Annotated in this window: 22 protein-coding genes; 9 read left to right on the top strand and 13 right to left on the bottom strand. The window is 72.4% G+C overall.

The window, feature by feature from the left end:
* Positions 1-20: 20 nt before the first annotated feature.
* The 4 genes from IA22_RS0106810 to IA22_RS0106795 all read right to left on the bottom strand — a co-directional run bounded on the left by IA22_RS0106810 (position 21) and on the right by IA22_RS0106795 (position 9,930).
* A complete protein-coding gene (locus IA22_RS0106810) occupies positions 21-2,024 on the bottom strand; it encodes an NAD-binding protein (protein ID WP_015577845.1) in 2,004 nt (667 codons plus the stop codon).
* 17 nt (positions 2,025-2,041) lie between these two features.
* On the bottom strand, positions 2,042-6,925 hold the full coding sequence (locus IA22_RS0106805) for a DNA repair ATPase (RefSeq protein ID WP_030123019.1): 4,884 nt from the start codon (positions 6,923-6,925) through the stop codon (positions 2,042-2,044).
* Between the two features lie 138 nt (positions 6,926-7,063).
* A complete protein-coding gene (locus tag IA22_RS0106800) occupies positions 7,064-9,190 on the bottom strand; it encodes a hypothetical protein (RefSeq protein WP_030123018.1) in 2,127 nt (708 codons plus the stop codon).
* Positions 9,191-9,291: 101 nt separating this feature from the next.
* Positions 9,292-9,930 (bottom strand): hypothetical protein, encoded by a 639-nt coding sequence (locus IA22_RS0106795; RefSeq protein WP_015577842.1) that lies wholly within the window; start codon positions 9,928-9,930, stop codon positions 9,292-9,294.
* 280 nt (positions 9,931-10,210) lie between these two features.
* Here IA22_RS0106795 and IA22_RS0106790 point away from each other — a divergent pair, with 280 nt between their 5' ends.
* Entirely contained in the window at positions 10,211-11,278 is a 1,068-nt protein-coding gene (locus IA22_RS0106790) for a PucR family transcriptional regulator (RefSeq protein ID WP_014155324.1), read from the top strand.
* Positions 11,279-11,327: 49 nt separating this feature from the next.
* Here IA22_RS0106790 and IA22_RS0106785 read toward each other — a convergent pair whose 3' ends face one another.
* Positions 11,328-11,783, bottom strand: a complete 456-nt coding sequence (locus IA22_RS0106785) for a tellurite resistance TerB family protein (RefSeq protein ID WP_014155325.1) — start codon at positions 11,781-11,783, stop codon at positions 11,328-11,330.
* A 135-nt stretch (positions 11,784-11,918) separates the two neighbouring features.
* On the opposite strand from IA22_RS0106785, the gene IA22_RS0106780 reads away from it, so the two are divergent.
* Both IA22_RS0106780 and IA22_RS0106775 read left to right on the top strand, forming a co-directional pair.
* Positions 11,919-12,419 carry a BlaI/MecI/CopY family transcriptional regulator gene (locus IA22_RS0106780; protein ID WP_015577840.1) on the top strand — a complete coding sequence of 167 codons (501 nt, stop codon included), beginning with the start codon at positions 11,919-11,921 and terminating at the stop codon, positions 12,417-12,419.
* Positions 12,420-12,430: 11 nt separating this feature from the next.
* Entirely contained in the window at positions 12,431-13,399 is a 969-nt protein-coding gene (locus IA22_RS0106775) for a M56 family metallopeptidase (protein WP_015577839.1), read from the top strand.
* 18 nt (positions 13,400-13,417) lie between these two features.
* Here IA22_RS0106775 and IA22_RS0106770 read toward each other — a convergent pair whose 3' ends face one another.
* The 6 genes from IA22_RS0106770 to IA22_RS0106745 form a co-directional block, all read right to left on the bottom strand.
* Positions 13,418-14,665, bottom strand: a complete 1,248-nt coding sequence (locus IA22_RS0106770) for a cation:proton antiporter (RefSeq protein WP_014155328.1) — start codon at positions 14,663-14,665, stop codon at positions 13,418-13,420.
* A 2-nt stretch (positions 14,666-14,667) separates the two neighbouring features.
* A complete protein-coding gene (locus tag IA22_RS0106765) occupies positions 14,668-15,138 on the bottom strand; it encodes a cation:proton antiporter regulatory subunit (protein ID WP_014155329.1) in 471 nt (156 codons plus the stop codon).
* 164 nt (positions 15,139-15,302) lie between these two features.
* Positions 15,303-15,716 (bottom strand): ATP-binding protein, encoded by a 414-nt coding sequence (locus IA22_RS0106760; protein WP_014155330.1) that lies wholly within the window; start codon positions 15,714-15,716, stop codon positions 15,303-15,305.
* Between the two features lie 449 nt (positions 15,717-16,165).
* The gene (locus tag IA22_RS0106755; protein WP_014155331.1) at positions 16,166-17,599 is read right to left on the bottom strand and encodes a flotillin family protein; all 1,434 of its coding nucleotides are present in this window, start codon (positions 17,597-17,599) and stop codon (positions 16,166-16,168) included.
* Between the two features lie 85 nt (positions 17,600-17,684).
* Complete coding sequence (locus IA22_RS0106750; protein WP_015577837.1) at positions 17,685-18,206, bottom strand: hypothetical protein; 522 nt, start codon at positions 18,204-18,206, stop codon at positions 17,685-17,687.
* Between the two features lie 106 nt (positions 18,207-18,312).
* The gene (locus tag IA22_RS0106745) at positions 18,313-18,798 is read right to left on the bottom strand and encodes a peroxiredoxin (RefSeq protein WP_030123017.1); all 486 of its coding nucleotides are present in this window, start codon (positions 18,796-18,798) and stop codon (positions 18,313-18,315) included.
* Between the two features lie 160 nt (positions 18,799-18,958).
* Here IA22_RS0106745 and IA22_RS0106740 point away from each other — a divergent pair, with 160 nt between their 5' ends.
* The 3 genes from IA22_RS0106740 to IA22_RS0106730 all read left to right on the top strand — a co-directional run bounded on the left by IA22_RS0106740 (position 18,959) and on the right by IA22_RS0106730 (position 21,954).
* A complete protein-coding gene (locus tag IA22_RS0106740; protein WP_014155334.1) occupies positions 18,959-19,702 on the top strand; it encodes an alpha/beta hydrolase in 744 nt (247 codons plus the stop codon).
* Positions 19,703-19,777: 75 nt separating this feature from the next.
* Entirely contained in the window at positions 19,778-21,472 is a 1,695-nt protein-coding gene (locus IA22_RS0106735; RefSeq protein WP_030123016.1) for a SpoIIE family protein phosphatase, read from the top strand.
* 83 nt (positions 21,473-21,555) lie between these two features.
* Positions 21,556-21,954 (top strand): YunG family protein, encoded by a 399-nt coding sequence (locus IA22_RS0106730; RefSeq protein WP_030123015.1) that lies wholly within the window; start codon positions 21,556-21,558, stop codon positions 21,952-21,954.
* 14 nt (positions 21,955-21,968) lie between these two features.
* Here the strand turns inward: IA22_RS0106730 and IA22_RS0106725 are convergent, their stop codons facing one another.
* Both IA22_RS0106725 and IA22_RS0106720 read right to left on the bottom strand, forming a co-directional pair.
* Positions 21,969-22,187 carry a hypothetical protein gene (locus IA22_RS0106725; RefSeq protein WP_015577832.1) on the bottom strand — a complete coding sequence of 73 codons (219 nt, stop codon included), beginning with the start codon at positions 22,185-22,187 and terminating at the stop codon, positions 21,969-21,971.
* Positions 22,188-22,324: 137 nt separating this feature from the next.
* Positions 22,325-22,909: a hypothetical protein gene (locus IA22_RS0106720; protein ID WP_014155338.1), complete on the bottom strand. Its 585-nt coding sequence runs from the start codon at positions 22,907-22,909 to the stop codon at positions 22,325-22,327.
* A gap of 323 nt (positions 22,910-23,232) precedes the next feature.
* Between IA22_RS0106720 and IA22_RS0106715 the strand changes: the two genes are divergently transcribed.
* The 3 genes from IA22_RS0106715 to IA22_RS0106705 all read left to right on the top strand — a co-directional run bounded on the left by IA22_RS0106715 (position 23,233) and on the right by IA22_RS0106705 (position 25,959).
* Positions 23,233-23,577, top strand: a complete 345-nt coding sequence (locus IA22_RS0106715) for a MerR family transcriptional regulator (protein ID WP_030123014.1) — start codon at positions 23,233-23,235, stop codon at positions 23,575-23,577.
* Between the two features lie 304 nt (positions 23,578-23,881).
* Positions 23,882-24,085 carry a cold-shock protein gene (locus IA22_RS0106710; RefSeq protein ID WP_014155340.1) on the top strand — a complete coding sequence of 68 codons (204 nt, stop codon included), beginning with the start codon at positions 23,882-23,884 and terminating at the stop codon, positions 24,083-24,085.
* Between the two features lie 305 nt (positions 24,086-24,390).
* On the top strand, positions 24,391-25,959 hold the full coding sequence (locus tag IA22_RS0106705; RefSeq protein ID WP_030123013.1) for a DEAD/DEAH box helicase: 1,569 nt from the start codon (positions 24,391-24,393) through the stop codon (positions 25,957-25,959).
* Positions 25,960-26,031 lie beyond the last annotated feature (72 nt).

The raw sequence follows: 26,031 nt of genomic DNA, 5'->3' as shown, positions 1-26,031 counted from the left end.
TCCCGGTCCGCCGCCGTCGCTCAGCGGCGGGCCCCGGCGCGCTGTCCGCGCAGCAGCTCCGCCAGGCCGCGCCGGGTCGCGGCGATGACCACCCGGTCCTCGGGACGCAGCACATAGCCCGGGTGCAGGTCCCAGACCAGGCCGGAGGGCCGGTCCGGGGCTCCCGGGCCGGTGGGGCCGAGCGGGTCGTACGGCGGCACGGCGGCCAGGTCCGGGAGCCGGTCGGCGGGCGGGGTGGCGTCCAGGGCCAGGACCCGCCAGGCACCCGCCCGGAACGCGTGGTCCACGGTCCGGCCCTCCAGCTGGGGATGCCCCGACACCTCCAGGGCGGCGAACAGCATCACCTTGCGCTCCACCGGTACCGCTCCCAGGATCTGCCGGCCCATCATGGCGACCGCGAACGCCGGCGCGGCCAGATGCGACACGGAGCGGGAACGGGTCAGGGCCCCCGGGTGGGCCGTGCGCAGGGTGCGGTAGACGGCGGTGGCGAACTCGTCGTCGTACAGCCGGAGGGCCACCCGCAGGTCGGGCTTCAACGAGCGTGCGTACAGGGCGGCTTCGAGGTTCGTCGTGTCGATGCTGGTCAGGGCGAGCAGGGCGCGGGCCCGGCGGATCTTGGCCGCCTCCAGGACACCCTCCTGGGTCACGTCACCCAGGACCGTGGGGACGTGCAGGCTGCGGGCCAGCGGGATGCCGCGCGCCTCCGGGTCCTCCTCGACGACCACCACCGGGATGTCCAGCTCGCGGAGCCGGACCAGGACCCGCGTGCCGATCTTGCCCAGCCCCAGCAGCACCACGTGGCCCGACAGACCGCGCGGCGGGCGGCGCAGCGAGGAGGCGTTGCGGAACGAGCCGAAGGCCTCCAGGACGGCGGCGACCAGCAGGGGCAGCAGCAGGAGCCCGGCCATGCCGGAGAGGAGCTGGATGATCTGGCGGGAGTCGGTGTCGGTGTCCTCGACCGCGGGGTCACCCATCGCCAGCAGGTCGAGCAGGGTCAGATAGGCGGCGTGCACCGGGCTGTCGCCCGTGGTGATCACCGAGGCGACGGCCAGCGCGACGACGGCCGCCGCGACACCGAGCGCCGACCACCTCAGCCGTCGCGAGAAGACCGTGCCGAGCGGTGCGCCCCTGCCTCCCATCCGGGTCGGCGCCCGGTCGGGCCCCGCCTGGCTGATGGCCTCCAGGACGATCGTGCCCCGGCCCGTGGCGGCGTTGACCGTCGCCCGGTCCGGGAGCAGCTGGGGCCCCTCGTCGCCGCTGCTGTCGGAGCCCTCGGCGCCGGCCGGGTCCTGGCTGGTGGAGGAGAGCAGGGCCAGCGTGCACAGTCCGGGGTCGGCGAGTTCGCCCGGGCGGGGCGGGGTGCGTTCGACGGCGCGCAGGAGCAGGCCCTCGGCCTGGATCACCTTGCTGCTCCCGGTCAGCGCGGTGGCGGCGAGCGCGGGCGCCGCGGTGTCGGCGTCGGACAGGACGGTGGTGGAGGCGTCCATCGCGGCGGCGTCGAGGCCGGGCACGGAGACGGCGGCCGCCTGGTCGAGGAGCGTCTCCAGGTGCTGGCCGAGCTTGCGGTTGTAGAGCCGGATAACCAGGCGCAGACGGGGATTGAGCCGGCGTGCGGTGAGGGCGGCCCGTATGTTCAGCTCGTCGTCGTCGTAGACGAGCGCGAGCGCGGCGGCGCTGTCCACGCCCGCGTCCTCCAGCACCTCGTCGGAGGGCTCGTGCGCCTCCATGATGCGGACAGCCTCGACCCCGGCGTTGGTGTCGCCGTCCCCGCCGCCTCCGTTACGGCTCATCGCCGCCGACATCCGTCCGAACAGGGCCCCCGCGCGTGCCCGTTGGGTCAGCGGCAGCTCCGGCCTGCGGGTGTCGCGTCCCGGCGGGACGAGGAGCGTGACCCGCTCCCCGTACACGTAGCGCAGCTCGACCGCGAGCCGGCGGGCGAGGGTGTCGTCGCCGCAGACCACCATGTGGCCGCTGCTCGGGGGACGTTGGGGCTGTTGAGGAAGTGATGACACGGAACCCAGCATGCCTTGCCACCTCCGGTTCAGTCGGGCGTGTCGGTGATCATCGCGTGACGGGGACGTGGGCCCGTGTCCGGGCGGCGGGGGCCCGCGGCCCGCTCGATGGCGGCCTCGACCGCAGCGAGCCGGTCCGCCAGCAGCCCGAGCGCCCCGACCGCGCGCGAGGCGGGATCGCCCTCCGGGCCGCCGAGGGCCTGGACGCGCAGGTAGGCGGAGACGACCGCCTGCCGGCGCTCCGCCTGGGCCGGGGTCGACGTGCCCCGGAGCTCGGCCAGCTTGAGCAGGTTCCACTCGGCGCCCGTGGTGAGTGTCTGGGCCTCACCGGCGTAGTGGTCGTCGATGACGGCGGCGAGCTCCTCGTCGTTCATCACGGGCACGATCCGCTGCGCGATCTTGTTCATGTCGCGGTACGAGCCCTGCAGACGGAACGGCGGCTCGGTACGCCCGGCGTCCGACTGCCCGGCCGAGGCGATGTACGCCGCGTTCACCGCGAGCACCGTCTCCCGGGCGGTCAGCAGGTGACGCAGTACGGAGAGGATCCGGTCCAGTTCGGCGGGAGCGTACGGATGCTCCAGCTGTGCGGCCCCCGCGGCGGGGACACCGCCGGCGGCCAGCCGCACCAGCAGGTCGAGGTCGCCCCGGGAGCGGGCGGCGAGCGGGGCGAGGACCGGGTTGGCGGTCAGGGCGTTCTCGACGAAGCTCAGGGCGAAGACCTCGTCCCGGCCGCTCAGGACGTCGCCGAGGTTCCAGACGTCCGCCCGGTTGGCGAGCATGTCCGGGATCCGGAACCTGGCACCGGACTCGGTGTACGGATTGCCCGCCATCACCACGGCGAACCGCTTGCCCCGCAGGTCGTAGCTCCGGGGCTGCCCGTCCCACACCCCTTCGACGCGACGGGTGGCGTCGCAGAGCGGGATGAACTTCTGGAGCAGCTCCGGCGAGGTGTGCTGGATGTCGTCCAGGTAGAGCAGCGTGTTGCCGCCCGCCTCGAAAGCGAAGTTGATCTTCTCGACCTCCTGGCGGGCGGTCGCGCCGGGCGCGAGCGCCGGGTCGAGCGACGTCACCTCGTGGCCGAGATTCGGTCCGCTGACCTTGACCAGGACCATCCCCAGCCGCTCCGCGACGTACTCCACGAGGGTCGTCTTGCCGTAGCCGGGCGGCGACATGAGCAGCAGCAGGCCCTGCGAGTCGGTGCGCCGGTCCGCGTCCACGGTGCCCAGCTGCTTGGCCAGGCTGTCGCCGATGAGCGGGAGGTACACCTCGTCCAGCAGCCGGTTGCGGACGAACGCCGCCATGGCGCGCGGCCGCAGGGTTTCCAGCCGCAGCCGGGAGCGTTCGGCCGCGACCAGGGTGGTGCGCAGTCGCTGGTAGGCGCGGAAGGACGGCACGGTACGGGCGCGGAACTCGGCCGTCCGGGCGAGCAGTTCGTCCAGCCGGACCGGCAGCCGTCCCCGCTCCACGCGCGGGTGGTCACCGAGGAGCCCCTCCACGGTCGCGGTGAGCGGCGCGTCGCAGTCGTACCGCTCCAGCTCCGGGCAGAGCTCCACGGCGACCGCCTCGGCGAGGTCCCCGGCGTCCACGTCCGGGCCGCTCGCCGCGGCGTAGGAGGTGAGCCAGCCCTCCACCAGTCCGCGCCTGGCCGGGAGGTCCCCGGAGAGTGCGGCCAGGTCCTCGTCGTACGCCGGTGTGCCGACCGCGCGGCGGAACTTGTCCAGCAGTGTGCGGGCCGACGCGCTCGTGACGAAACCGGCGGGGCCGCACGCCAGCTCCTCGAAGAGGTACGCGGCGACCTCGTGCGGCGCCCCCATCGCCGCCGCCCACTCCGCCTGGAGGGTGGCGACGGCCGGAGCGAGGCCGAAGGTGTCGCGGGCGCGCGCCAGTGAGGCGGCCTGCCGTGTCCAGGACGTCCGCAGGTCCTCGTCGGCCTCGTGCGCCCAGAACAGCTGGGCCGCCGCGCGCACCGACGACGGGAAGCGCAGCAGGCCCGCGCCGGCGAGCAGCCGCAGCAGGACGGTCAGGACGGCGAGGGCGTCCTCGTCGTGGACACCCCGCTGATGGCCCTCGTCGTACGCCGCCGCTGCCGCCTCCCGCACGAGCGTGGCGAGATCCGCGCCGGCCAGGGCGTCCGCGCCGTGCTCGTCGAGGAGCCGGGCGGCCAGGTGCTCGGCGCGGTAGACGTCCGGCGTCTCCGAGGGCAGCAGTCGGCCCCAGTGCGCGCGGGTCGCCGCGAACTCGGGGTCGGTGACCGGAGCCCGGTAGTCCGTGCCGGTGAGCGCGAAGGAGATCCCGTCCCCGGACGGGACCAGGGTCAGGTCGAACGGCCTGCTGTTCACCGCGAACCGGTGGCTTCCCAGCCGGATCACGGAACCGCCGTCCGCGTACAGCTCGCTCCGGTCGCGCAGGGCGCGCCCCGCCTCCTGACGGGCGGCCTTCAGCCGGCCGTCCAGCTCGTCGGCGCGCACCGGGTCGCCGAGGGAGCGGAGCTCGTCCGCGGTGCGGCGGACCTTGGCGACCATGGGGTCGGAGGCGAAGTACGTGTGGACGGCGTCCAGGTCCTCCAGTCCGGCCAGCCGACGCGAGACGGTCTCCAGGACCCGGACCGCGGACTCCGCGAGCCGTTCCGCACGCCCGGCACGGGCCTCCTGCAGCGTCTGCTTCCGGCCCGAGAACGCCTCGTACACCTCCGTTCGGCGCTCGGCGAGCCGCGCCAGGAAGTCGCCGGACTCGGCGAAGCGCGACTCCAGGTTCTCCAGTTGGAGCAGGACCCGGGCCAGCTGTTCGTCGCACGAGTCGGGGGAGTCCGCCGAGGCGAGGGCCCCGGTGACGGCCTGGCCGAGCAGGGCGAACTCCGCGGCGAACTCGGCCTGTCCCTCCCGGGCCACCAGTTCCCTGCGCCGGGCGTCGAGTGTCGCCCGGGCGCGGTTGGCGCCCCCCAGGACCTCGGCGATCCGCTCCAGGACCGACGTGCGGACGGTGGCGTCGCCCATGTCCAGCCCGGCGACGACCTCGGTGACCGTCCCGAGGCCGTCCGTGATCTCCGTGAGCCGGTCCCCGGCTGCCGTGGCCTCGGCGACGGTCTCCGACTCGCCGGCGGCCGCGGTGATCCGCCCGAGGTCCTCGTGGTACCCGGCGAACGCGTCCTCCCCGGCGAGGAAGGCGACCGCCCGCTGTGCGGCCGTCTCCAGATCGCGTCCGGTCTCCTCGCGGAGCGCGGCGATGCGGTCCGTGTCGGCGTACCGCATGTCCGCCAGGGTCGCCAGGTGTCCGTGGGACCTGCGCAGTTCGGTGAGCCCCTCGACCCACGCGGCCGCCGAGCGCGGTGCCTCGCCCCGGATGCGGCGGACCAGGGCGGTGAGCCCGGCGACGGCCTCGTCGAGGGCGGCGGCGGCCTGCCCGGTCAGCTCCTGGACCGTCTCGAACTCGGCCAGTACCTGACGGGCGGTGGCCCCCAGGGCCTCCAACGGCTCGGTGAGCGCGCCCAGTGCGGGATCGGCGAGCCAGTGGTAACGGTCCCCCGCGCGGGTGCAGTCGGCGACGAGCCTGCTGTACACCGCCGTCGTCGGGGTCATGTCCCGTACGCCGTGCGCCAGGGCCAGGCAGTCGGAGATCCCGCGCACCAGGTCGGCGTTGCCGGTCCGGGCGATCGGGCCCGTGCCGGGGGGACGGGACGCGGCGTAGGTGTCGGAGACGTAGGGGGTCTGCCAGCGCTGCAGGTGGTGCACCCGCGCCGGCCCGTCGGCGCCGTCCTTCAGCAGGAACAGCGTGCCGTCGTCGAGGAGGGCGTGCCCCCGGCCGAGCAGCGGGGTGGCGACCTCCTGGCGGATCAGGTTGTAGGGGAGGAGCAGGGTGCGGTCCTCGTCCCGGGACCGGAAGACGTAGAGCACGTCCTCGCCGTTGGGCGAGCGGACGGTGCCTTCGAGGACGGGGTCACCGAACTCCCCCGCGGTGTCGAAGGTCTTGGTCCTGCCGGTGGTGAGGTGGTAGCCGCCGGGAAAGATGATCCCCTGGTCCTCGGGCAGCCGGAGGCAGGACGGGCCGATCGCGTCGAGCCGCAGCACGGTCGACAGCAGGGTGTTGAAGACCAGGTGACGCCAGGCCTCCTCCTTGTAGGGGCGCACCCGCAGCAGGATCAGCGGACCCGCCACGGCGTACTCGACGGCGGCGTCCGCCAGGGACTGCAGCGGCTCGTCGACGGGCTCCTCGTGGATCCCCTCGGGGGACTCGGTGTCGTCCACCGCCTTGACGGTCAGGGTGCCGCTCAGCGTGTCCACGAAGACGGTGTCCAGGACGGCGATGTGCGGATGCCGGCCGGGCCTGTGGGCGTCCCGGCCCACCGGCGTCCACGTGAAGTCGTGCGAGGGAGGGAAGACGTGGTCGCGCTCGCCCCGGGCGTCCAGGAACGCCCCGGGCGCACCGTCCGGGCCGAGCGCCCAGCGCAGGACGCGGATGTCCTCGGCGGTCTCCCCGGTGCGGAACACGGCGAGCAGACGGCCGTTGACCCGTCGCAACCGGAGCAGCCGGGCGTCACGGTAGTAACGGTGCAGGCCGGCGAACTCGCGTACGAAGGCCTCGTCGTCCAGCAGCCCCGCGTCCGTCTCCTCCAGACCGGGCTCACGCAGGACGAGTACGTCGCCGACGCCCGCCTCCCCGCGTGCGCCGGGGCCGCGCTCGAAGCCGAACAGCAGGCGCCCGCCCACGGGGACGAGGTCACGGGCCACCGAGGCGTGTTCCGTGGACACCTGCTCGGTGGCGAGCAGGTGCAGCCCGGTGGACCCGAACTCCTCGGTCCGCCGCGCGTCGAGCGCCTCGGCCCGCCGCACCAGCTCGTCCGCCTGCTCCCGGAGCCTGCGCCTGAGCACCTCGTAGGCGTCCGCGTCGGCATCGGTGAAGGTGATGTCGCGGTCCATGCGCACTGCTCCCTACGAGATGACGTTCATCGACCCGGGCCGCCCGCCCGGCGTCGGCGGCCCCCTTCCCGGGGGCCGGTCCCCCGGCCCCCGGCCCTTCGGTGGCCGGGGACCCCCCGGCCACCGGACGGACCCGCCCTACACGGCGGCAGCCCCGTTGTGCGCGGGCGGTGCCGGTGCCGTCCCGTTCACCGAGGGCGCCCCCCTCAGTGACGAGACCGTCATGCCCGCCAGTCCCAGCTCCTCCGCCGCGGCGAGCAGCTGCTTCACCTGCCCCGAGGCCGCGCCCGGCGACCGCATCAGCCGTGTGAGCAGGGCGGACACCGTCAAGTTCTGCACGTCCCCGGAGTTCAGGGACCCCAGGACCTGGGTCAGGTCCTCCGTGAACGTCCCCCGGCCGTCGAGCCAGGGCCCGGCGAGCGCCTGCACGGTCTTCGAGTTCTCCACGAAGCCGTCCACGCTCCGACCCAGGGAGACCGAGGACACCAGCCGGTCGAAGAAGACGGAGTCGCCTCCGACGATGTCGATGTCGGCGTTCTCCAGCCCCGTCGCCAGCACGGTCGCCTGTGCCTCCGCGACCTGGCGCCGCACGTCGAACTCCGCGAGCCGGATCTCCTTCTCCGCGTCCAGCCGGAGCCGGTACTCCTCGTGGCCCCGCGAGGCGTCGTCGAGCGCCGCCATCGCCGCGGCCTTCTCGGTGAGCCCTTCCGCCTCGGCCTTCAGCTTCTCGCCGATCACCGCCGCGTCCGCGGAGGCCTGGGCCTGCGTGCCCTCCGCGACCGCCAGGGCCTTCAGGCGCGCCCCCTCCGCCTCGGCCCTGAGCCGTGCCTCCGTGGCCTGCGCCTCCGCGAGACCGGCCTTCTCGGTGACCTCGGCCTCCGCCTCCCGGACCTGGACCTCCGCGAGCCCGGCAGCCGCGTTCTCCGCCTGGATGCCCTCCGCCAGCCGCAGCTTCGCCTGCGCGTCGAGGTCGGCCGTCTTCAGCCGGGCGTCCGCGAGCGTCAGCTGCTCGGCCGCCAGGTGGACCGCCGCGGCTTCCGCGGCCTCCGCCGCCTTGATGTCCTTGACCAGCTTCTCCTGGGCCTCCGCCTCCGCCGCGATGATCACGGACCTGCGGGTGCGCTCCGACTCCTCGACGGACCGCAGCGTCAGGATCGACTCCTCCTGCTCGGCGACCGTGCGGTCCACCGCGATCCGCTCCCGGATCACGTCCGCGACCTCACGGCGCTCCGCCTCGACCTCCTTCGTCGCGGCGATCCGGTTCAGCTCGGTCTCACGCTCGCGACCGATGACCTCCAGCAGCCGGTCCTTCTCGATGCGCTCGTTCTCCACGGCGATGACGCGCTCGCGGTTCTTCTGCGCGACGGCGACCTCGCGGGCCTGGTTCTCCCGCTGGATGCCGAGCTGCTCCTCGGTACGGATGAACGCGCTCTGCGCGCCGAGCCGCTCCTCCTCCTGCACCCGGGCGGTGGCCGACTCCTCGCGGGCCCGCAGCGTCTCGACCTCGCGGCGCTGCTTGATCTCGGCCTCGGCCTGCCGGCGCTCCAGCTCCAGGATGGTCTCCCGGGCGTCGACGTCCTGCCGGGTGATCTCCTTCTGCTCGGTGCGCTGGAACTCGTTGGTCCGCACGTGCTCGATCGCCGTCAGCTCGGTGATCTTCCGGATGCCCTGGGCGTCCAGGATGTTGGCACCGTCGAGCTGGGCCATCGGCGTCTGCTCGAGGAAGTCGATCGCGGCGTCGTCGAGGTGATAGCCGTTCAGGTCCGTCCCGATGACCCGGATGATCCGGTCCCGGAACTCCTCGCGCTTGGTGTACAGGTCGACGAAGTCGAGCTGCTTGCCCACGGTCTTCAGCGCCTCGGAGAACTTGGCGGCGAAGAACTCCTGGATGGCGGCCTTGTCGCTCGCCCGCTCGGTGCCGATCGCCTGGGCGACCTTGATGACGTCCTCGACGGTCTTGTTGACGCGGACGAAGAAGGTGATGTGGATGTCGGCACGGATGTTGTCCTGGCAGATCAGGCCCTCACGCCCGGTCCGGCGGATCTCGATGGTCTTCACCGAGATGTCCATGGTCTCGGCCTTGTGCAGTACCGGCAGGACCACCGCGCCGGTGAAGGTGACGTCGACCTTCTTGGTCTTGGAGATGATCAGCGCCTTCCCCTGCTCGACCTTGCGGAAGAGCCGGGTGATGACGAAGAGCAGAGCGACGGTGATGAGCAGGACAACGGCGACGAGCACGCCGATGCCCCAGGAGATGGCATCCATGACAGTCCTTGGCGGCTGGTGGGACGTACGGAGTCGAAGGCGCGCCCGTGTGACGGCACGCGGAACCACGGGCCCGGGGGCCCGGAGGAAGGGAGGGCGGGTCAGACGGCCTTGCGCGGCAGAGGACGGGGGGCGAGCGCCGCGTCGTACGGCGAGACCCAGAAGAACTCGCCCTCGGCGTCGTACGCGTAGAGCAGCCCCGTGGCGCCGGAGGTGAGCACCTCACCCGGAGATGACGGCCTCGGCGGCTGCCGTACCTGCACGATCGCGGTCGACCCGTCGGCGGCGGCGACCTCGGCCTGACCGAAGTCGGCGCTGACGGATCCCGTGCGGACCGTGCAGACCTGACCCACGAAGTCCCGCAGGGATGGTGGAGGTTCCGCGGGGAAGAACCGGCGGAAGCGGTGTACCAGCATGCGGACCACCCCCCAGGCGATCAGAAGTGCCCCCGCCAGGACGGCGAGGTGGAGCAACGCCCGCGCGGTGCCGGTCGCTCCGCTGCGGAGCACCAGGACCGAGCCGGTCAGGCAGGTGAACCAGGAGAGGACGACCACCAGCGACACCGAGACGGAGACCGGCACCCCGCCGAAGCCGACCGCTTCGGTGTCGAGGTCGGTGTCGAAGGAGTCGGACCCGGCTGCCCCGGCCAGCACCAGCAGCCAGAAGCAGACGACGACCACCAGGGCGGCGCCGAGGACGACGGCCGGGAAGGTGGTGGCCGCGGAAAGGAACTCGGTCATCGATGCTGCCCCCGTCCCGACTGGCTCCCGTACGGCGGGAGGCGCGGGTGAGGGGGCGCCGGCGCCGCGACACCGCGAACGGCTCCGCAGCAACCGGCTTCTTCCCCCGTGATCCCCCGTGCTTTCCCCCGTGTGTTGCTGCACCGATCGTGCCAGCCGGGGCGTCTCCGGCGCATTGCCGGAGTCCGGCAGGCTTGACGGGTCCCGCCTGCCGGGCACCGGCATCCGTGTTCGCGCGTTGTCGGGACGACAGTGCTGTTGATGTACGGAGGAGTGCGCCGTGGCGGAGCCCGAGATTTCCGAGCGGTTCCTGGAGGGCTATGCCGGGATCCTGGCCGAGGTCGCGGAGACCGGCCGGCGGCTCACCCGGGACGAGCTGGAGACGCGGCGCGCGCTCGGCCGGGAGGCCGCGGAGGCGGGACACCAGCTGCGGGCGCTGGTGCGGCGGCATCTCGCGGAGACCCGCGCCGCCTGGCCGGTCGAGGCGGCGCGCTCGTCGTCCGCCGATTCCGTGCTGGCCGCCGTGGAACAGGTGGTCGACGCCTTCGCGGAGGGCTTCGAGCGGGCGCAGCGCCTCACCGTACGGCGCGAGGAGGCGGCGCGGCGGGAGTTCATCGACGACCTGCTCTACGGCCGCAGCGACCTGGGCAGACTCGCCGAGCGTGCCACCCGGTTCGGGCTGCGGCTCTCGCGGGCGCACGCCGTCGCGGTGGCGGCGGGCCCCGAGGCGTACAACGAGTCGGACGCCGTGCCCCGGAGCGTGGAGGCGGCGCTGCTCGCGCGTTTCGGCGGGCGGAAGATCCTGCTCACGACGAAGGACGGGCGCCTGGTCTGCATAGCCCCCGGCAGCCAGCCGGACGTCCTGAGGTACTTCGCCAAGCAGGCGCACGCCGCCACCGACGGCCACCAGGTGGCGGTCGGCCGCCCGCACCGCGGCCCCGGCGGGGTGGTCCACTCCTACGACGAGGCGCTCGACGCCCTCGACCTGGCACAGCGGATGGAGCTCGACGACCCCGTCCTGTACGCCGCCGACCTGCTGGTCTATCCGGTGCTGACGAGGGACCGGCAGGCGATGGCCGATCTGGTGCGCAGCGAGCTCGGCCCGCTCAAGGAGGCGCGGGGCGGGGCGGAACCGCTGCTGCGGACGCTGTCCGTGTACTTCGACGCGGGCTGCGTGGCCGCCGAGACGGCGCGCCGGCTGTCGCTCAGCGTGCGTGCGCTGACGTACCGGCTGGAGCGGATACACCAGCTGACCGGATCCGATCCGTCCGACCCGATGCACCGGTACACGCTGCAGACGGCGGTGATCGGCGCCCGGCTGCTGGACTGGCCGGCGAAGGAGATCTGAACCGTTGCGGGTGCGGCCCGCGGGCGTGGGCCGCACCCGCGGCACGGTCCTACAGGTCGAACTCGTGCGGCGGCAGGTCCAGCGCGAAGCACGCCTCGCGCACGACGGCCTGCTCCGACTTGTCGAAGTCGCCGTCCGCGCCGCCGATCACGATGCCGATCTGGATCACGGCACGGGCCTCGGCGGGCTTCTTCTTCGCCTTGGCGATCTCCTGGAGCACGCTGACCTTGCCGAAGGCGAAGTCCGCCGTCAGCTTGTTCACGTAGTCGTTGAACCGGCGCTGGAGATCGTCCGCGGGGAAGTTCTGCAGCACGTCGTTGGTGGCGATCAGGGTGGCGACGCGCTGCCGCTCGGACGGGTCGATGGAACCGTCGGCGGCGGCGACCAGGGCGCACATGGCCATGCTCGCGTCCCGGAACGCCCCGCTCTTCAGGTCGTTCTTCTTCGCCTCCAGCTGCGTCTGCATCGTCGACGCGGATTCCTTGATCCGATCCCAAAGGGCCATGACGTCTCCATGTGTCGTGTTGCCTGTGATGCGGTGACCGCTCGAACTCTACAGCCGTGTAGAAGAACCAGGGGCGGACAACGGCCGCACGGCGGCGGACGGGGCGGTAATCGGCCACTCAGTAGGATGCGGCGGATGAACAGGCCCACAGGTACGGACGACGACGGCGGCACCCGGGAGGGACCCCGGTTGCCCAGGCGCGCCCAGGGACAGCTCGAGTCCCAGGTCCTGACGGTGCTGAGCTCGGCGGGCGGCCCGGCGACGGCCGGCTGGGTGCAGGAGCACCTCGACGGCGACCTCGCCTACACCACGGTCATCACGATCCTCTCCCGCCTCTACGCGAAGAAGGCCGTGACCCGGACCCGGAAAGGCCGTTCCTACGTCTGGACCCCGGCCTCCGACGAGGCGGGACTCGCCGCCCTGCGCATGCGCCGCGTCCTGGACGGCGAGCGGGACAGGGAAGCCGTCCTGGCCCGGTTCGTCTCCGCGCTGTCCCCGGGCGACGAGGCCAGGCTGCGCGAGCTGCTCTCCCGCGCGGCCGAGGGGACCGACGAAGGCCCGGCCGGCACGGACGGCCTCCACGACGGCCCGGACGACCCCGGCGACACCGACGACTCCGCAGCTCCGGAAGGCTGAGAGCCACCACGATGGGCGTCTTCGTCTACCTGCCACTCGTCCTGCCGCTGACCGCACTGCCCATGGCGCGCCTCGCCGAACAGCATCTGCACCCCAGGAGCGCCACCCGCCTGCTGGCCGTCACCGGTTCGACGCTGGCTCTGTGCAGCACGCTCTGTCTGGCCCTGCTCATGGTGGTGGGAACGGCCCAGCTCCCCGGTAATCCGCTGCCCGACGGGTGGTCGGACCCGGAGGTGCGTGCCGCGGTGCCCTACGAGGAGAAGGCGGGCCTGATCGCGATCGGTGTCCTGGGGGCGGTGCTGGCGGCCTGCGGCAGCACCCTGCTGCGGCACACCAGGGCCCGGATCCGCGCGGCCCACGCGCTGGGTCCGGAGGCGGGGAACGGCGCCGCCGGGGACCTCACCGTCATCCCGTCCCCCGACCCGTTCGCGTACGCCCTCCCGGGAGGACGCGGGCGCGGCCGCGGTGACGTCGGACAGGTCGTCGTCTCCACCGCGATGATGGAGTGCCTGGACCCCCGCGAACGGCGGGCGCTCGTCGCCCACGAACGCGCCCACCTGACGGGCCGCCACCACCGCTATCTGCTGGCGACGCAACTGGCGGCGCGGGCCAACCCGTTCCTCCTGCCGCTGCGCACGGCGGTGGCGTACAGCACCGAACGCTGGGCGGACGAGGAGGCGGCGTACACGGTCGGCAGCCGCCGGACCGTGGCCACGGCGGTCGGCAAGGCGGCCCTGTTCGCGAACCGTGAGCCGGGGCCCGCCGTCCTCCCGGGCTTCGCGGCGGCGGCCGGCCCCGTGCCGCGCCGGGTGGCGGCGCTGCTCGACCCGGAACCCTCGGCCGGGCTGTGGCCTCCGGCCTCGGCGCATCTGGCCGTGGCGGCGGCGACCGCGACGGTGGGGACGGCGGCCTCGGCGCTGTCGTCGCTCAACGCGACGGTGACGCTCGTCGGCATCCTCCACGCGGCCACCCCGCTCTGACCCTCCGGGAGCGGACCCTCAGTCGGAGTCGCGCCCGGCGTGCTCCGGCGTGAGGTCGTCGTGCGAGGGCATCGGCCGGTCGTCCACGACGGCCGGCTTCTTCCCCTTGCCCGCCAGGACCGCCTGGAGCTTCGAGGCGACCGGCTCCGTCCACCGGGCGGTGAGCGGGCCGACGATCACCAGGATGAGCACGTACGCGGTCGCGATGGGCCCGATCCGCGGTTCCGTCGCCACGGCCAGACCGGCGATGACGATGGAGAACTCCCCGCGTGCGACGAGCGTGCCGCCCGCGCGCCAGCGGCCCCGCGGTCCGATCCCGGCCCGCCGGGACGCGTACCAGCCGGTGCCGATCTTCGTGAAGACCGTGACGATCGCCAGCAGCGCCGCCGGGAGCAGCACCGGCGGGATCTCCGCGGGGTCCGTGGAGAGCCCGAAGAACACGAAGAACACGGCGGCGAACAGGTCCCGCAGCGGCGTCAGCAGCTTGCGCGCGCCCTCCGCGACCTCGCCGGACAGGGCGATGCCCACGAGGAACGCGCCGACGGCAGCGGACACCTGGAGCTGCTGGGCCACCCCGGCCACCAGGACGGTGAGTCCGAGGACGACGAGCAGCAGCATCTCCGGGTTGTCGGAGGACACCGCGCGGCTGATGAGCCGGCCGTGACGCAGCGCCAGGTACAGCACGAAGCCGACGGTGCCGAGCGCGATCAGCAGGGCGATGCTGCCGCCCGCCAGACCGACACCGGCCAGCATCGCGGTGAGCAGCGGCAGGTAGACGGCCATGGCCAGGTCCTCGATGACGAGGACACCGAGGATGACGGGCGTCTCGCGGTTGCCGAGCCGGCCCATGTCGGTCATCACCTTGGCGATCACGCCGGACGAGGAGATCCAGGTGACCCCGGCGAGCGCGACGGCCCCCACGGGACCCCACCCGAGCATCAGGCCGGCGGCCGCGCCGGGGGTCGCGTTGAGCACGAAGTCGACGGCCCCGGACGGGTACTGCGTCTTGAGACTGGTGACGAGCTCGGAGGCGCTGTACTCCAGCCCGAGCAGGAGGAGCAGGAGGATGACGCCGATCTCCGCCCCGATGGCGGTGAACTCCTCACTGGCGCCGAGCGGCAGCAGACCGCCCTCCCCGAAGGCGAGACCGGCCAGCAGGTAGAGGGGGATCGGTGAGAGGCCTATCCGCCCGGCGAACCTGCCGATGATGCCGAGCCCCAGAATGACGGAGCCCAGCTCCACCAGCAGTGCAGTCGTGTCGTGCACGGTCAGCCCTCCGCAATGATCTCGGAGAGCGTGTCCACGCCCTCACGCGTACCTACAACGACGAGCGTGTCCCCGATGGCCAGCCGGAAGTCCGGCCCCGGCGAAGGGTGCGCGCTGTGCGTGCGCAGCACCGCCACGATCGAGGCCCCCGTGCGCGTGCGCGCCCGGGTGTCCCCCAGCAGCCGGCCGCCGTACGGGGACCGGGCCCCGAGCGGGATGTGCTCGGTGACCAGATCGATCCCCTCGGTCCGTACGGCGTCGATGGGGGCCGCGTCGATGAGGTGGGCGAGCCCGGTGGCCTCGGTGGTCGTCAGGGGTACGGAGAGCAGGCACGAATCTGGGTCGTCCTTCTCGTAGAACCCGAGGAAGCGCCGCCCGTCGTGATGCACGACCACGGAGATGTGCTGGCCGGATTCGGTCGTGTAGTCGTACTGGACGCCGACTCCCGGCAGCGATGTGCGGTGGGTTCCCATGGCTTCCTCCCGAGGGCGCGCGGCGACGGAGCAACGCTTTTGATGATCTCTTTAGTCGCCCATTACCTTATCGGGCCGCGCAAACCACCCATGTGGGTGCTTCTGGCGCCGGAGAGCGCCGTACGGACCGGGGAAGCTCGCTGCCGGGAGTGTGGAGGCGGGTGCTACCGCGCGAACTGGGCGCGCACCGTCTTGCCGGATCCCGGGCCGGGCGTGACGGTCAGGGCCTGCGTGAGGCGGCGGACCATGTGCCATCCGAAGCCGCCCGTGGCGCCGTCGAGGTCAGGGGTCCGCGCGTGCGGTGGCGCCGGGCTGGGGTCGCTGACCGCGGCGGTCACGGTGCCGGGGCCCGCGGAGAGCCGGAGGGTGAACCGTCCGCCGCCGTGGCGCAGCGCGTTCGTGACCAGCTCGGAGACCACGAGTACGAGCGTGTCGGCCAGGGCCGGGTCCGGTGCCGGGGACAGACGGTCGGTGAACGTGCGGGCGGCCTTGCGGGCCCAGTGGATGCTGTCCGTGCTGTCGCCCTCCACCGTCCGCGTGGAGGGCGTCGAGGCTTCGGGGATCATCGTGTGCGTCATACGCGTGCACCCCACCTGTGATCGGTCGTACCACTCGTTGCCTGAAATGAACGCGTGCCCGCTCGGGCGGTTTCTACTACTCCGGCACCCGTTCCGTTTGCGAATTCGAACAGTGGCAGCGGCAGAAGTGCGTCAACCGGCCGGACAGAAAATCTGTCGTGGCGGCAGTAGACATCTGCCGTTTCCCGCACTAGCGTCGCCTTCGTGGTCAAGAGACCGGGGCACCCGGAAGGGGATTCCCTCCGGGTGGCAGTACACGCATGACGGTGCGGTGGTGGAGTACCGAAGCCAGGGTGTTCGCAGGACGGCGACGGGGCTGACGACCGGACCGGGTGGCCCGCACGCTCAGGGGCCGCCATCGGCAGCGCACGGTGAGCGCAAGCTCCACGTGCGGACACAGGAGGCCGGCCCGTGAGGGCCGGCCTCCTGTCCGTGCGGTGGACGCGGGATCAGTCCTTGATCTCGATCCTCTCGCCGTTGGCGGCCGGGGCCGGGACCGCCGGAGCGGAGCCGCCCGTCTTGGCCTGGAGGTTCTTCAGCAGCGCACCGAGGTCCACACCCGTGGTGGAGTTGAGCAGCTCCAGGCCCTGAGCCACGTTGTCGGTCACCGTGCGCGACAGCTGGCTGGCCCCGTCCGTCGAGATGACCGTCATCTTGTCGATGGCGCTCAGCGGCTCGGAGGCCTTGGCGACGACCTGCGGAAGCACCTCGACCAGCATCTGCAGGACGGCCGCGTCGCCGTACTGCTTGAAGGCGTCGGCCTTCTTCTGCATGGCCTCGGCCTCCGCCGCACCCTTCGCGGCGATGGCGGCCGCCTCGGACTCACCCTCGATGCGTACGGCGTCGGCGAGGGCGGAGCGGTGGAGCTTCTCGCCCTGGCCGGTGAGGCGGGAGCGCTCCGCGTCGGCCTCCGCCTCCTTGACCTGGGCGATGCGACGGGCCTCCGCCTCCTGCTCCGCCCGGTAGCGGGCGGCGTCCGCGGGCTTGCGGACCTTGGTGTCGAGCTCGCGGTCGGTCAGGGCTGCCTGCCGCTCGGCGACCTTCTCCTGCTCGGCGAGGACCTCCTGCTGACGGGCCGCCTCGGCGAGCGGGCCGGCCGCGTTGGCCTTGGCGGCGGCGGCTTCGGTCTCGGCCTTGATCTCGGCCTGCTTGAGGTAGAACGTCCGCTCGGCGACGGCGATCTCCTCGGCCGCCTTCAGCCGCGCCTGCTCGGACGCGCGCCGGGCGATGGCCTCGGCGATGTCGGCCTCCTGCTTGGCGCGGGCGGCCTCGGGGCGTCCGAGGTCCTCGAGGTAGGAGCCCTCGGTGGTGATGTCCTGGATCTGGAAGGCGTCCAGGATGAGGCCCTGGCCGGAGAGGCTGGCCTCGGCCTCCTCGGCGACCTGGCCGGCGAACGCGGCCCGGTCCCGGATGATGTCCTCGACGGACATGCGGCCGACGATGGCGCGGAGGGCTCCGGAGAGCACTTCCTGGGTGAAGCCGACGATGCCGTTCTGCTGCTGCAGGAATCGCTGCGCCGCCGCGCGGATCGCGTCCTCGCTGCCGCCGACCTTGACGATCGCGACGCCTTCGAGGTTGGACTTCACGCCGCGCAGGGTGACCGCGCCGCGCACGGCGACGGGGATGTGCCGGCTGGAGAGGTCCAGGGTGAACTTCTGCTGGACGAACGGCACGACGAAGACGCCGCCCCCGACGACGACCTTCTGACCGCTGTTGTCGATGCTGGTGCGGCCGGTCACCGGGTCGGTGGACTTCTTGCCGCGACGCCCCGTGATGATGAAGGCCTGGCTGGGCCCCGCGACCTTGTACCGCGTGATCACGGCGAGCGCCAGGAGCACGAGAAGCACGACGATCCCGATGACGGCGATCACTACTGGACTCATGAGTGGTGTCCCCCTTGCCCTCCCGACGGGACGGCGGTGTGTGCGGCTGTACGGCTTTCGGACAGACGTGAGGCTCGGTGGTGCATCAGCGTTCGACGGGGCGGACCGTGACCGAGGTGGTCGAGAGGGTGCCCTCCACCCAGATCTCGGCGCCGCGCTCGACCGGGACGGCGCTCTTCGCGGCGAACTTCACGGTCTGGCCCGCGAGTCGCAGCAGGACCTCGCCGTAGCCGTCGGCCGGGATCGGCGTGACGACGGATCCCGAGGTGCCGACGAGGTCGTCGCCGCGCGGCGTGGCCGTGGTCTGATCCCTCATCAGGGCCTGGCTGAACTTCCAGGTCAGCCAGGCCGCGACGACCCCGGCCGCGGCACCGGCGGTGACGGCCAGCGGTGTTCCGACGCCCGTGGTCCCGAGGACGATCGCACCGCCGAAACCGAGCATGGAGAGGAATCCGGCGATGACGGGCAGCGACAGCAGGCCGTCGAAGAAACCGTTCAGCATGCCGCCCAGAGCATCACCGAGGAGGCCTTCGAGGATCCCGTCGAAGATCAGTGAGAGGACGAGGAGAACGATTCCCGCGATGCCGAGACCGAGAAGAACGGTCATATGAACTCTCCCCCGCTGTTCGGAAATCCCCCGAAATGTTTCCGTCGAACTGGGTGAATGGTCCCATACGGTGCCCGCCAGGGGTACTGCCGGAGTCCGGCAGTCTTTACGCCGTCCTGATGCCGGAGAGCTGCTCGGCGAGCGTGTCGAGCGACTGGAACGTGGCGCCGAGCAGAGCGACGTGCTTCCACCGCAGCACACCGTCGGGCCCGATCAGGAAGACGGAGCGGCGCACTCCGATGCCGGGCGCGGTGACCCCGTAGGCCCGGGCGGTCTCCCGCCCCGTGTCGGCGAGCAGCGGCATGCGCAGGCCGTGGTCGCGGGCGAAGGACTCATGGCTGTCCACACCCTGTGGGCTGATTCCCCAGACCTCGGCGTCGAGCCCCTCGAAGGTCTCCAGGCCCGAGGAGTAGGAGCAGAGCTGCTTGGTGCAGACCGCCGTGTTGTCGCCGGGGTAGAAGGCGAGGACGACGGCCCGGCCGCGTGCGGCGGAGAGCGTGTGGTCACGGCGTTCGAAGGTGTCGCCGGTGAGCACGCCTCCGGGAAGGGTGAAGTCCGGTGCGAGGCTGCCGATCTGAGGTCCTGACGCCATGAGTGGCTCCTTGGGTCGCGTACGGAAAGGTCTTCGTGCCTCGTCCAGTGAACGGCACTTTCCGCACATCGCCGCGTTCGACCCATCCGTACGCCGTCCGGCACCGAATATGGACCAGAGCGCGGGCGCCTGAGCCCGGCGCCCCGATCTGGAGGTACGTGTGGCCGAACGAACGCCGTCGGCAGCGGTGCTCATCCTCCACGGCGGCTACGAGACGGGCATCGAGGCGCCGGCCCCGGGGGCCCTGAACCTCCCCGGCCTGCGCATGCTGCCGGTCGCGCGCGTCGTGGCCCGCGCGGTGCGCGGCGACTCCGGCGTACGCGTGCAGCGGGTCCGCTACACGCACCGCGGCTGGAACGGTTCCCGCGAGGACCCCCTGCACGACGCGATCAGGGTGCTCGACGCCCTGCGGCGCGAGGCGGGGGACATCCCGGTGGTCCTCCTCGGCCACTCCATGGGGGCCCGTGCCGCGCTCCACGCCGCGGGGCATCCGCTGGTCCGCGCGGTGGTCGGACTCGCCCCGTGGTGTCCGCCCGGCGATCCGGTGACGCAGCTGGCCGGGCGGGACGTCGTCCTGCTGCACAGCACCCGGGACCGGGTGACCAGCCCGCTGGCGTCCCAGTCCCTCACGGCCCGGGCACGCCGCGCGGGCGCCCGCACCTGTCTGGTGACGATCCCGGGCAGTGACCACGCGATGATCCGCAGGGCTCCGGCCTGGCACCACCTGGCGGGGCTGCTGGTCTCGGGGCTGCTGGGGATGACTCCGGTGCCCGGCCGGGTCGAGGCGGCCTTCGGGCTGCCGCCGGGCGCGGCGGCCTCCGAGGGCACGCTGTCCCTGGACGGGCTCGACGCCGGCGGACAGCGCCGGCGGAGATGCGGGGCGGTGCGCGGCGGCGGAGGATGAGGGTCCGCTCGCAGGCCGGCCCGTGCGGACCGACCTCTCCGCACCCGCCGGGTACGCATCCCTCCGGAGGCTCCGTTGCAGGCCGAAGAGCACGCCGACCGGCCGCCCCTCGACACGGCGTGGCTGGACGCGCTCCTCGGCGGGAGCCCGGCGGGGGTGGCCGTGTTCGACGGGGACCTGCGCTACGTGTACGTGAACCCGGCACTCGAACGCATCAACGGTGTCCCTGCGGCGGCGCACCTGGGCCGGACCGTCGGCGAGGTGCTGCCGGACGTCGACGTCCGGCTGGACGTCATGCGCCGGGTGCTGGCCGACGGACGGCCCCGCGACCTCACCGCGAGCGGCCGGACCTGGGCGGACTCCGCGGTCGAGCGGCGTTACTGGCGCGGCGCCTGCCACCGGCTCCAGGAAGGCGGGCGGGTGAGCGGGCTGATGGTGATCACCCAGGAGATCACCGCCACGCAGATCGAGCGGGAGGAACTGCTGCGGGCCAGGAGCTATCTGACGCTCCTGGACAACGCGGCCGTCAGCATCGGTACGACGCTCGACGCGGGGACCACCTGCCAGGAACTCGCGGACTTCGTGGTGCCCGTGATGGCCGACGTCGCCGTGGTGGAGCTGATACCCGAGGAGGACGTGCGCACCCGGCGCGAGCCACCGCCCGGGGCGCTGCGGCTGCGCCGGGCGGGAGTCGCCACCGTGCCGGGACTCGCCGACTCCGTCGCCCGGTTCGGTGGCGCCGGGACGGACATCGACTACCAGGAGGACGCGGCCGTGCCCCGCTGCCTGGCAGCCGACGAGCCGGTGATCGAGAACCTGTACGGGGACGAGCAGCTCGGCCGCTCCGCGCCCACCCCAGAACGGGTCGGCGCCTACCGCGCCATCGGGCTGCACTCGGCGGTCGCCGTACCGCTCACCGCGCGAGGACGGCCGCTCGGTGTGCTCAGCCTGCTGCGGGCCGGCGCCTCGCCCCCCTTCACCGAGGGCCTGGACGTCGTCGTGGCCCGTACGCTCGCGGGCCGGGCGGCGGTCGACATCGACCACGCCCACCGCTACACCCACGAGCACCGCATCACCGGTGAACTCCAGCGGTCCCTGCTCTCCGAGCCCCGGGGACCGAATCCCGGCATCGAGATCGCGTCGCTCTATCTGCCCGCGGGGGCCGGGGCGTTGGTGGGCGGCGACTGGTTCGACGCCATCCCGCTGCGGGGCGGGCGCCATCTGAAGGTGATGGGCGACGTGATGGGCCACGGGGTGGAGGCCGCGGTCGCCATGAGCAACTACCGGTCGATGCTGCGCATCATGGCCGAGGACGACCAGCCGCCGCACCGCATCCTCGAACGGCTCGACAAGGCGGTGGAGCAGTCGGGACTGGATCGGGCGGCGACCTGTCTGGTCGCGGTCGTCGACCGGCGCGAGGGGGTCTGCGAGGTCGCCAGCGCCGGTCACCCGCCCCCGGTGTTCATCGACCCGGGTGCGCCCCGGGCACGGGTGGCGCCGCTGGTGGCGGGGCCTCCGCTGGGCACGGGCTTCGGCGGGTACCGGACGACCGTGGTGCCGTGCGGTCCCGGGACGGTGCTGTTCATGTACACGGACGGACTGGTGGAACGCCGGGGCGAGGACATCGACCTCTCCATCGAGCGGCTCACCCGGCTCACGCTGCCCGCCGGTGGCCGGCTCCAGGACCTGCTGGACGAGGTCGTGGACCGGTTCGCGGACACGGCCGAGGACGACATCGCGGTACTGGTGTCCCGGAGCCGGGGCTACTGAACGGCCGTTCCGCACACGGGCGTCACGGGTGGCGGCGCCTGCACCCGGGGGCGTTGTCGGTGGCCGGTGCGAGGATTCCCCGCATGGGACCTCTGCTCCTCACCGACATCGAAGCCGCCGTCCGCAGCAGCTGGGGCGCGGACACCACCACACCGGTGCACCGGCCGTACTGGCACCCGGGCAATCCGGCCCGCGACCAGTGCGGCGTCACGGCCCTCGTCCTCAACGACCTGCTGGGCGGCGAGCTGATCCGGGGCGAGGTGCGGGTCGACGGCGAGCGCGTCGACTTCCACTGGTGGAACCGCCTGGGCGCCGGCCTGGAGATCGACCTGACCCGGGAGCAGTTCGCCCCGCACGAGATCGTGACCGGGGGCGTGCCCGTGGAACGGCCGGCGGAGATCGTGCGGCTCCGCGAGGAGTACGAGCTGCTCGGCGCCCGGGTGCTGGAGAGGCTGCGGGAGCGGGTCCGCGAACCACGGTGACCCGCCTCCGCAGGTCACCCCGAGGACCGCGGGGAGCGCCTGCGCAGCCGGCGAAGGACGAGCAGCGCGGAGGTGACCAGCGGCAGGAGCCCCGCCAGGGTGTCGGCGGCGGTCAGCTTGTCCTGAGTCCCCCGGGCCCTGCGCAGCTGCTTGACTGTGCGGACGACGGCGATCGCGCTGCTGCCGAGGCTCATGAGCAGACCGACCTTGGAGTTCGCTGCTTTCCTGGGCATCCGTGTGCCTCCGGTTGCGTCGCTGCGCGGCCCCCTCGTCCACGTAACCGGCTTCCGGGCGGGTCCGCAATCGGGGCCGTCCGGCCCGTCGCGGTGAGGGCGGTCGCGCAGCCGCCGTGGCAACCGGCCGCCCGGGGTCAGGCGAAGAGGAAACCGGCGGCCGTCGCCGCGCCGGCCGCGGCTCCCGCGACGGTCTGGGCCACCGAGTGGTAGCCCAGCGCGACCCGTGACCAGCACACGGCCAGGGCCGCCACGCCCGCGCACAGCCACCACAGCGAGTGCGCGGCGCCGAGAAGGGCGACCACGGCCGACGCGACCGCCGAGTCGACCGAGATCTTCCAGAACGCGTTGACCGCCAGGAGGACGGTCGTCATCACCCACAGGGAGACCGTCGCGATCAGGATGCCGGACGGCGCGTCGCCCAGGACCATGATCAGCGCGCCGGTGCCGAGCGATCCGAGGATCACCAGGAAGATGGGCGCCCGCTGGGTCCGGTCCACGACGTGACGGTCGCCCCAGGTACCGCGCCCGCGCTCCCACTCGATGTAGCCGGCGGGGACGAGGCCGGCGCAGAGGGCGCCGAGGAAGCCCCAGGGGAGCCCGGTCCAGTCACCGGCCGAGGCGAGTCCGATGGCGAGCATGCCGAGGAGCAGTACGTTGCGGGGCTGCAGGACGTCCGTGACCGCACGGGCCACCGTCGTGGTCGTTCCGGTGCCGCTCATGCCGTGTGTGCTCCAGTCCGCGCGAGGTCGCCGGCCGCGCGTCAATGTAGCCCTTCACGACGGGGGATGCGTGAAGGGCTACGCGTGCAGTATGACCGTTCGCCGGTCCGCCGACAACTGACCGGTCGGTCAGCCTCGTTGGGCCGGCCACCTGGCTACGAAGGGCTGCCGGAGGGCGTCGCGCCGCAGCTGTCCACGCGCGGGCGGCGGCGGGGACGGCGGAAACCTGTGCCGGTGGCGATAGACATGACTTATCGGTACGCCTAGGGTTTCTTGTGCAGCCAGGTCATATCAGTGGCCGGTGCGCAGCAGAAGAGGTGCAGATGCCCCCGGAATCCCCGTCGCGTGCCACGGACCGTCTCGACGACGACGACTACCCCGCTTACACGATGGGGCGGGCCGCGGAGATGATCGGTGCGACGCCAGGCTTCCTCAGGGCCATCGGTGAGGCCCGCCTGATCACGCCCCTGCGTTCCGAGGGCGGTCACCGCCGTTACTCGCGCTACCAGCTCCGAATCGCCGCACGGGCCCGTGAGCTGGTGGACGCCGGCACCCCGATCGACGCGGCCTGCCGCATCGTCATCCTGGAGGACCAGCTCGAGGAGGCCCTGCGCCTCAACGAGGAACTGCGCCGGCCGGCGGCCGACCGGGGCGACCCCGATTCCTGAGGGGCCTGCGGGCGCATATCTGTTTCAGCGGGCACAGAAATACGCGCAATGAGCGGTGAGAGTTTATACCGTTCCCGACGGCGCGGTGGCACAGTGATATGGACTACAGCTCACTTGTGACCGAATCGTGCTACTGTTGATCTCAGTTGCAGTTGTGGTTCCCAAAACTTCAAGTGCACTCGCCGGTTCACTCCGGTGGGGGCACTTTTGTATTTCCGGTCTCTTCCGGACGGGGCAATCATTTGCGGCGACGTAGGGCCTGCACGGTGTGGGCCCACGAGCAACGCCCCGAAGGAGATATGACATGGCTACCGGTACCGTGAAGTGGTTCAACTCGGAAAAGGGCTTCGGCTTCATCGAGCAGGAGGGTGGCGGCGCTGACGTCTTCGCCCACTACTCGAACATCGCCGCCCAGGGCTTCCGCGAGCTGCAGGAAGGCCAGAAGGTGAACTTCGACGTCACGCAGGGCCAGAAGGGCCCGCAGGCGGAGAACATCACCCCCGCCTGATCATCAGGCCGCACGGCGCAGCTGGGGCCCGCACCTTGGGGTGCGGGCCCCAGCTCGTTGTGTTTTTCCCGGCCGTGGCGTGACCGGCGCACCTCGCAGGGTAGTTCCTGATGTGTGCGGGTCACGGGCCCCGCGGTCTTATATGCAGTCATGATGGAGTGCCGAATTCGGATTGTTCATCCGATGGGCAGACTTCGTTCTTCTTTATTTCACCGGCTCGTTCTTGCGATTCTTGGCGCCGTACATGGCTGCAGCCGCCCGGAAAGAATCCCTCGATACGTGCCATTCGAGGGAAGGGTTCCCAGTTGAACCGCGATCGCACCGCTCGCACGAATGACCGATTTTCTCGGACCCGCTCCGGCGGGTCCGCCGGCAGCCGCACCGCCAACGGATTCCGCTCCGCGGGGTCCGGCCGGCCGGGCGCCCCGGGTTCGCAGGGACGCTCCGGCGGCCCGAAGCGCTCCGGCGGCTACGGCCGCCGTTCCTCCGCCGTCACCGGTGAGTTCGCGCTGCCGGTGACCATCACCCCGGCTCTCCCCGCCGCCGAGTCCTTCGCGGACCTCGACATGCCGGCGCCCCTGCTTGCGGCACTGGCCGCCGAGGGCGTGTCCGTGCCGTTCCCCATCCAGGGGGCCACCCTGCCGAACTCGCTCGCCGGGCGGGACGTCCTGGGCCGCGGTCGCACCGGCTCGGGCAAGACTCTCGCCTTCGGACTGGCCCTGCTCGCCCGTACCGCGGGCAACCGTGCCGACGCGCGCCGTCCGCTGGCCCTGGTCCTCGTGCCCACCCGGGAACTGGCCCAGCAGGTCACCGACGCGCTCACCCCGTACGCCCGCTCCCTCAGGCTCAGGCTCGCCACGGTCGTCGGCGGCATGTCGATCGGCCGCCAGGCCAGCGCGCTGCGCGGGGGCGCCGAAGTCGTGGTCGCCACCCCGGGCCGGCTCAAGGACCTCATCGAGCGGGGCGACTGCAAGCTCGACCGGGTCGCCATCACCGTCCTCGACGAGGCCGACCAGATGGCTGACATGGGCTTCATGCCCCAGGTCACCGAGCTGCTGGACCAGGTCAACCCCGAGGGCCAGCGGATGCTGTTCTCGGCCACCCTGGACCGCAACGTCGACCTGCTGGTCCGCCGCTACCTGCACGACCCGGTCGTCCACTCGGTGGACCCCGCCGCCGGTGCGGTGACGACGATGGAGCACCACGTGCTCTACGTCCAGGGCGCGGACAAGTACGCGACGACGACCGAGATCGCCGCCCGCGACGGCCGGGTGATCATGTTCCTGGACACCAAGCACGCGGTGGACAAGCTCACCGACCACCTGCTGAGCAGCGGTGTGCGGGCGGCCGCCCTGCACGGCGGCAAGTCGCAGCCGCAGCGCACCCGCACGCTCGACCGGTTCAAGACCGGCCACGTCACGGTGCTCGTCGCCACGAACGTCGCGGCCCGGGGCATCCACGTCGACAACCTCGACCTGGTCGTCAACGTCGACCCGCCCAGCGACCACAAGGACTACCTGCACCGCGGCGGGCGCACGGCGCGTGCCGGGGAGTCCGGCAGCGTCGTCACGCTCGTGCTGCCCAACCAGCGCCGCGACATGACCCGGCTGATGGCCGACGCGGGGATCACGCCGCAGGTCGCCCAGGTCCGTTCGGGCGAGGCCGAGCTGAGCCGCATCACGGGCGCGCAGGCGCCGTCCGGTGTGCCCGTGACCATCAGCTCGCCGGTGACGGAGCGGGGCAAGGGCAACGGCTCCCGTCCCCGCGGCCGGCGCGGCGCGCGCCCCGGTCAGGGGCGTCGTTCCAACGCCGGGACGCCGACGCCGGAGGCGCGTGCCGCAGCGGCTCAGCGCCGGACCAACAAGGTCGCGTAACCACCCGGTCGTCCTTCGTCGCACACGGCGCACCCCCGAGGCCTTCTGGCCCGGGGGTGCGCCGCGTGCGGA

The organism is Kitasatospora papulosa (genome assembly GCF_000717245.1).
Taxonomy (GTDB): domain Bacteria; phylum Actinomycetota; class Actinomycetes; order Streptomycetales; family Streptomycetaceae; genus Streptomyces; species Streptomyces papulosus.
The sequence above is the reverse complement of the archived record's forward strand: the minus strand, read 5'-3'. Positions and strand labels throughout refer to the sequence as shown.

Excerpts from the sequence above, each read along its gene's own strand:
- IA22_RS0106730 (WP_030123015.1), top strand. The coding sequence starts at position 21,556 with ATGGGACCTCTGCTCCTCACCGACATCGAAGCCGCCGTCCGCAGCAGC.
- IA22_RS0106750 (WP_015577837.1), bottom strand. The coding sequence starts at position 18,206 with ATGACCGTTCTTCTCGGTCTCGGCATCGCGGGAATCGTTCTCCTCGTC.
- IA22_RS0106760 (WP_014155330.1), bottom strand. The coding sequence starts at position 15,716 with ATGACGCACACGATGATCCCCGAAGCCTCGACGCCCTCCACGCGGACG.
- IA22_RS0106715 (WP_030123014.1), top strand. The coding sequence starts at position 23,233 with ATGCCCCCGGAATCCCCGTCGCGTGCCACGGACCGTCTCGACGACGAC.
- IA22_RS0106720 (WP_014155338.1), bottom strand. The coding sequence starts at position 22,909 with ATGAGCGGCACCGGAACGACCACGACGGTGGCCCGTGCGGTCACGGAC.
- IA22_RS0106780 (WP_015577840.1), top strand. The coding sequence starts at position 11,919 with ATGAACAGGCCCACAGGTACGGACGACGACGGCGGCACCCGGGAGGGA.
- IA22_RS0106725 (WP_015577832.1), bottom strand. The coding sequence starts at position 22,187 with ATGCCCAGGAAAGCAGCGAACTCCAAGGTCGGTCTGCTCATGAGCCTC.
- IA22_RS0106810 (WP_015577845.1), bottom strand. The coding sequence starts at position 2,024 with ATGCTGGGTTCCGTGTCATCACTTCCTCAACAGCCCCAACGTCCCCCG.
- IA22_RS0106775 (WP_015577839.1), top strand. The coding sequence starts at position 12,431 with ATGGGCGTCTTCGTCTACCTGCCACTCGTCCTGCCGCTGACCGCACTG.
- IA22_RS0106765 (WP_014155329.1), bottom strand. The coding sequence starts at position 15,138 with ATGGGAACCCACCGCACATCGCTGCCGGGAGTCGGCGTCCAGTACGAC.
- IA22_RS0106805 (WP_030123019.1), bottom strand. The coding sequence starts at position 6,925 with ATGGACCGCGACATCACCTTCACCGATGCCGACGCGGACGCCTACGAG.
- IA22_RS0106710 (WP_014155340.1), top strand. The coding sequence starts at position 23,882 with ATGGCTACCGGTACCGTGAAGTGGTTCAACTCGGAAAAGGGCTTCGGC.
- IA22_RS0106795 (WP_015577842.1), bottom strand. The coding sequence starts at position 9,930 with ATGACCGAGTTCCTTTCCGCGGCCACCACCTTCCCGGCCGTCGTCCTC.
- IA22_RS0106800 (WP_030123018.1), bottom strand. The coding sequence starts at position 9,190 with ATGGATGCCATCTCCTGGGGCATCGGCGTGCTCGTCGCCGTTGTCCTG.
- IA22_RS0106785 (WP_014155325.1), bottom strand. The coding sequence starts at position 11,783 with ATGGCCCTTTGGGATCGGATCAAGGAATCCGCGTCGACGATGCAGACG.
- IA22_RS0106755 (WP_014155331.1), bottom strand. The coding sequence starts at position 17,599 with ATGAGTCCAGTAGTGATCGCCGTCATCGGGATCGTCGTGCTTCTCGTG.
- IA22_RS0106745 (WP_030123017.1), bottom strand. The coding sequence starts at position 18,798 with ATGGCGTCAGGACCTCAGATCGGCAGCCTCGCACCGGACTTCACCCTT.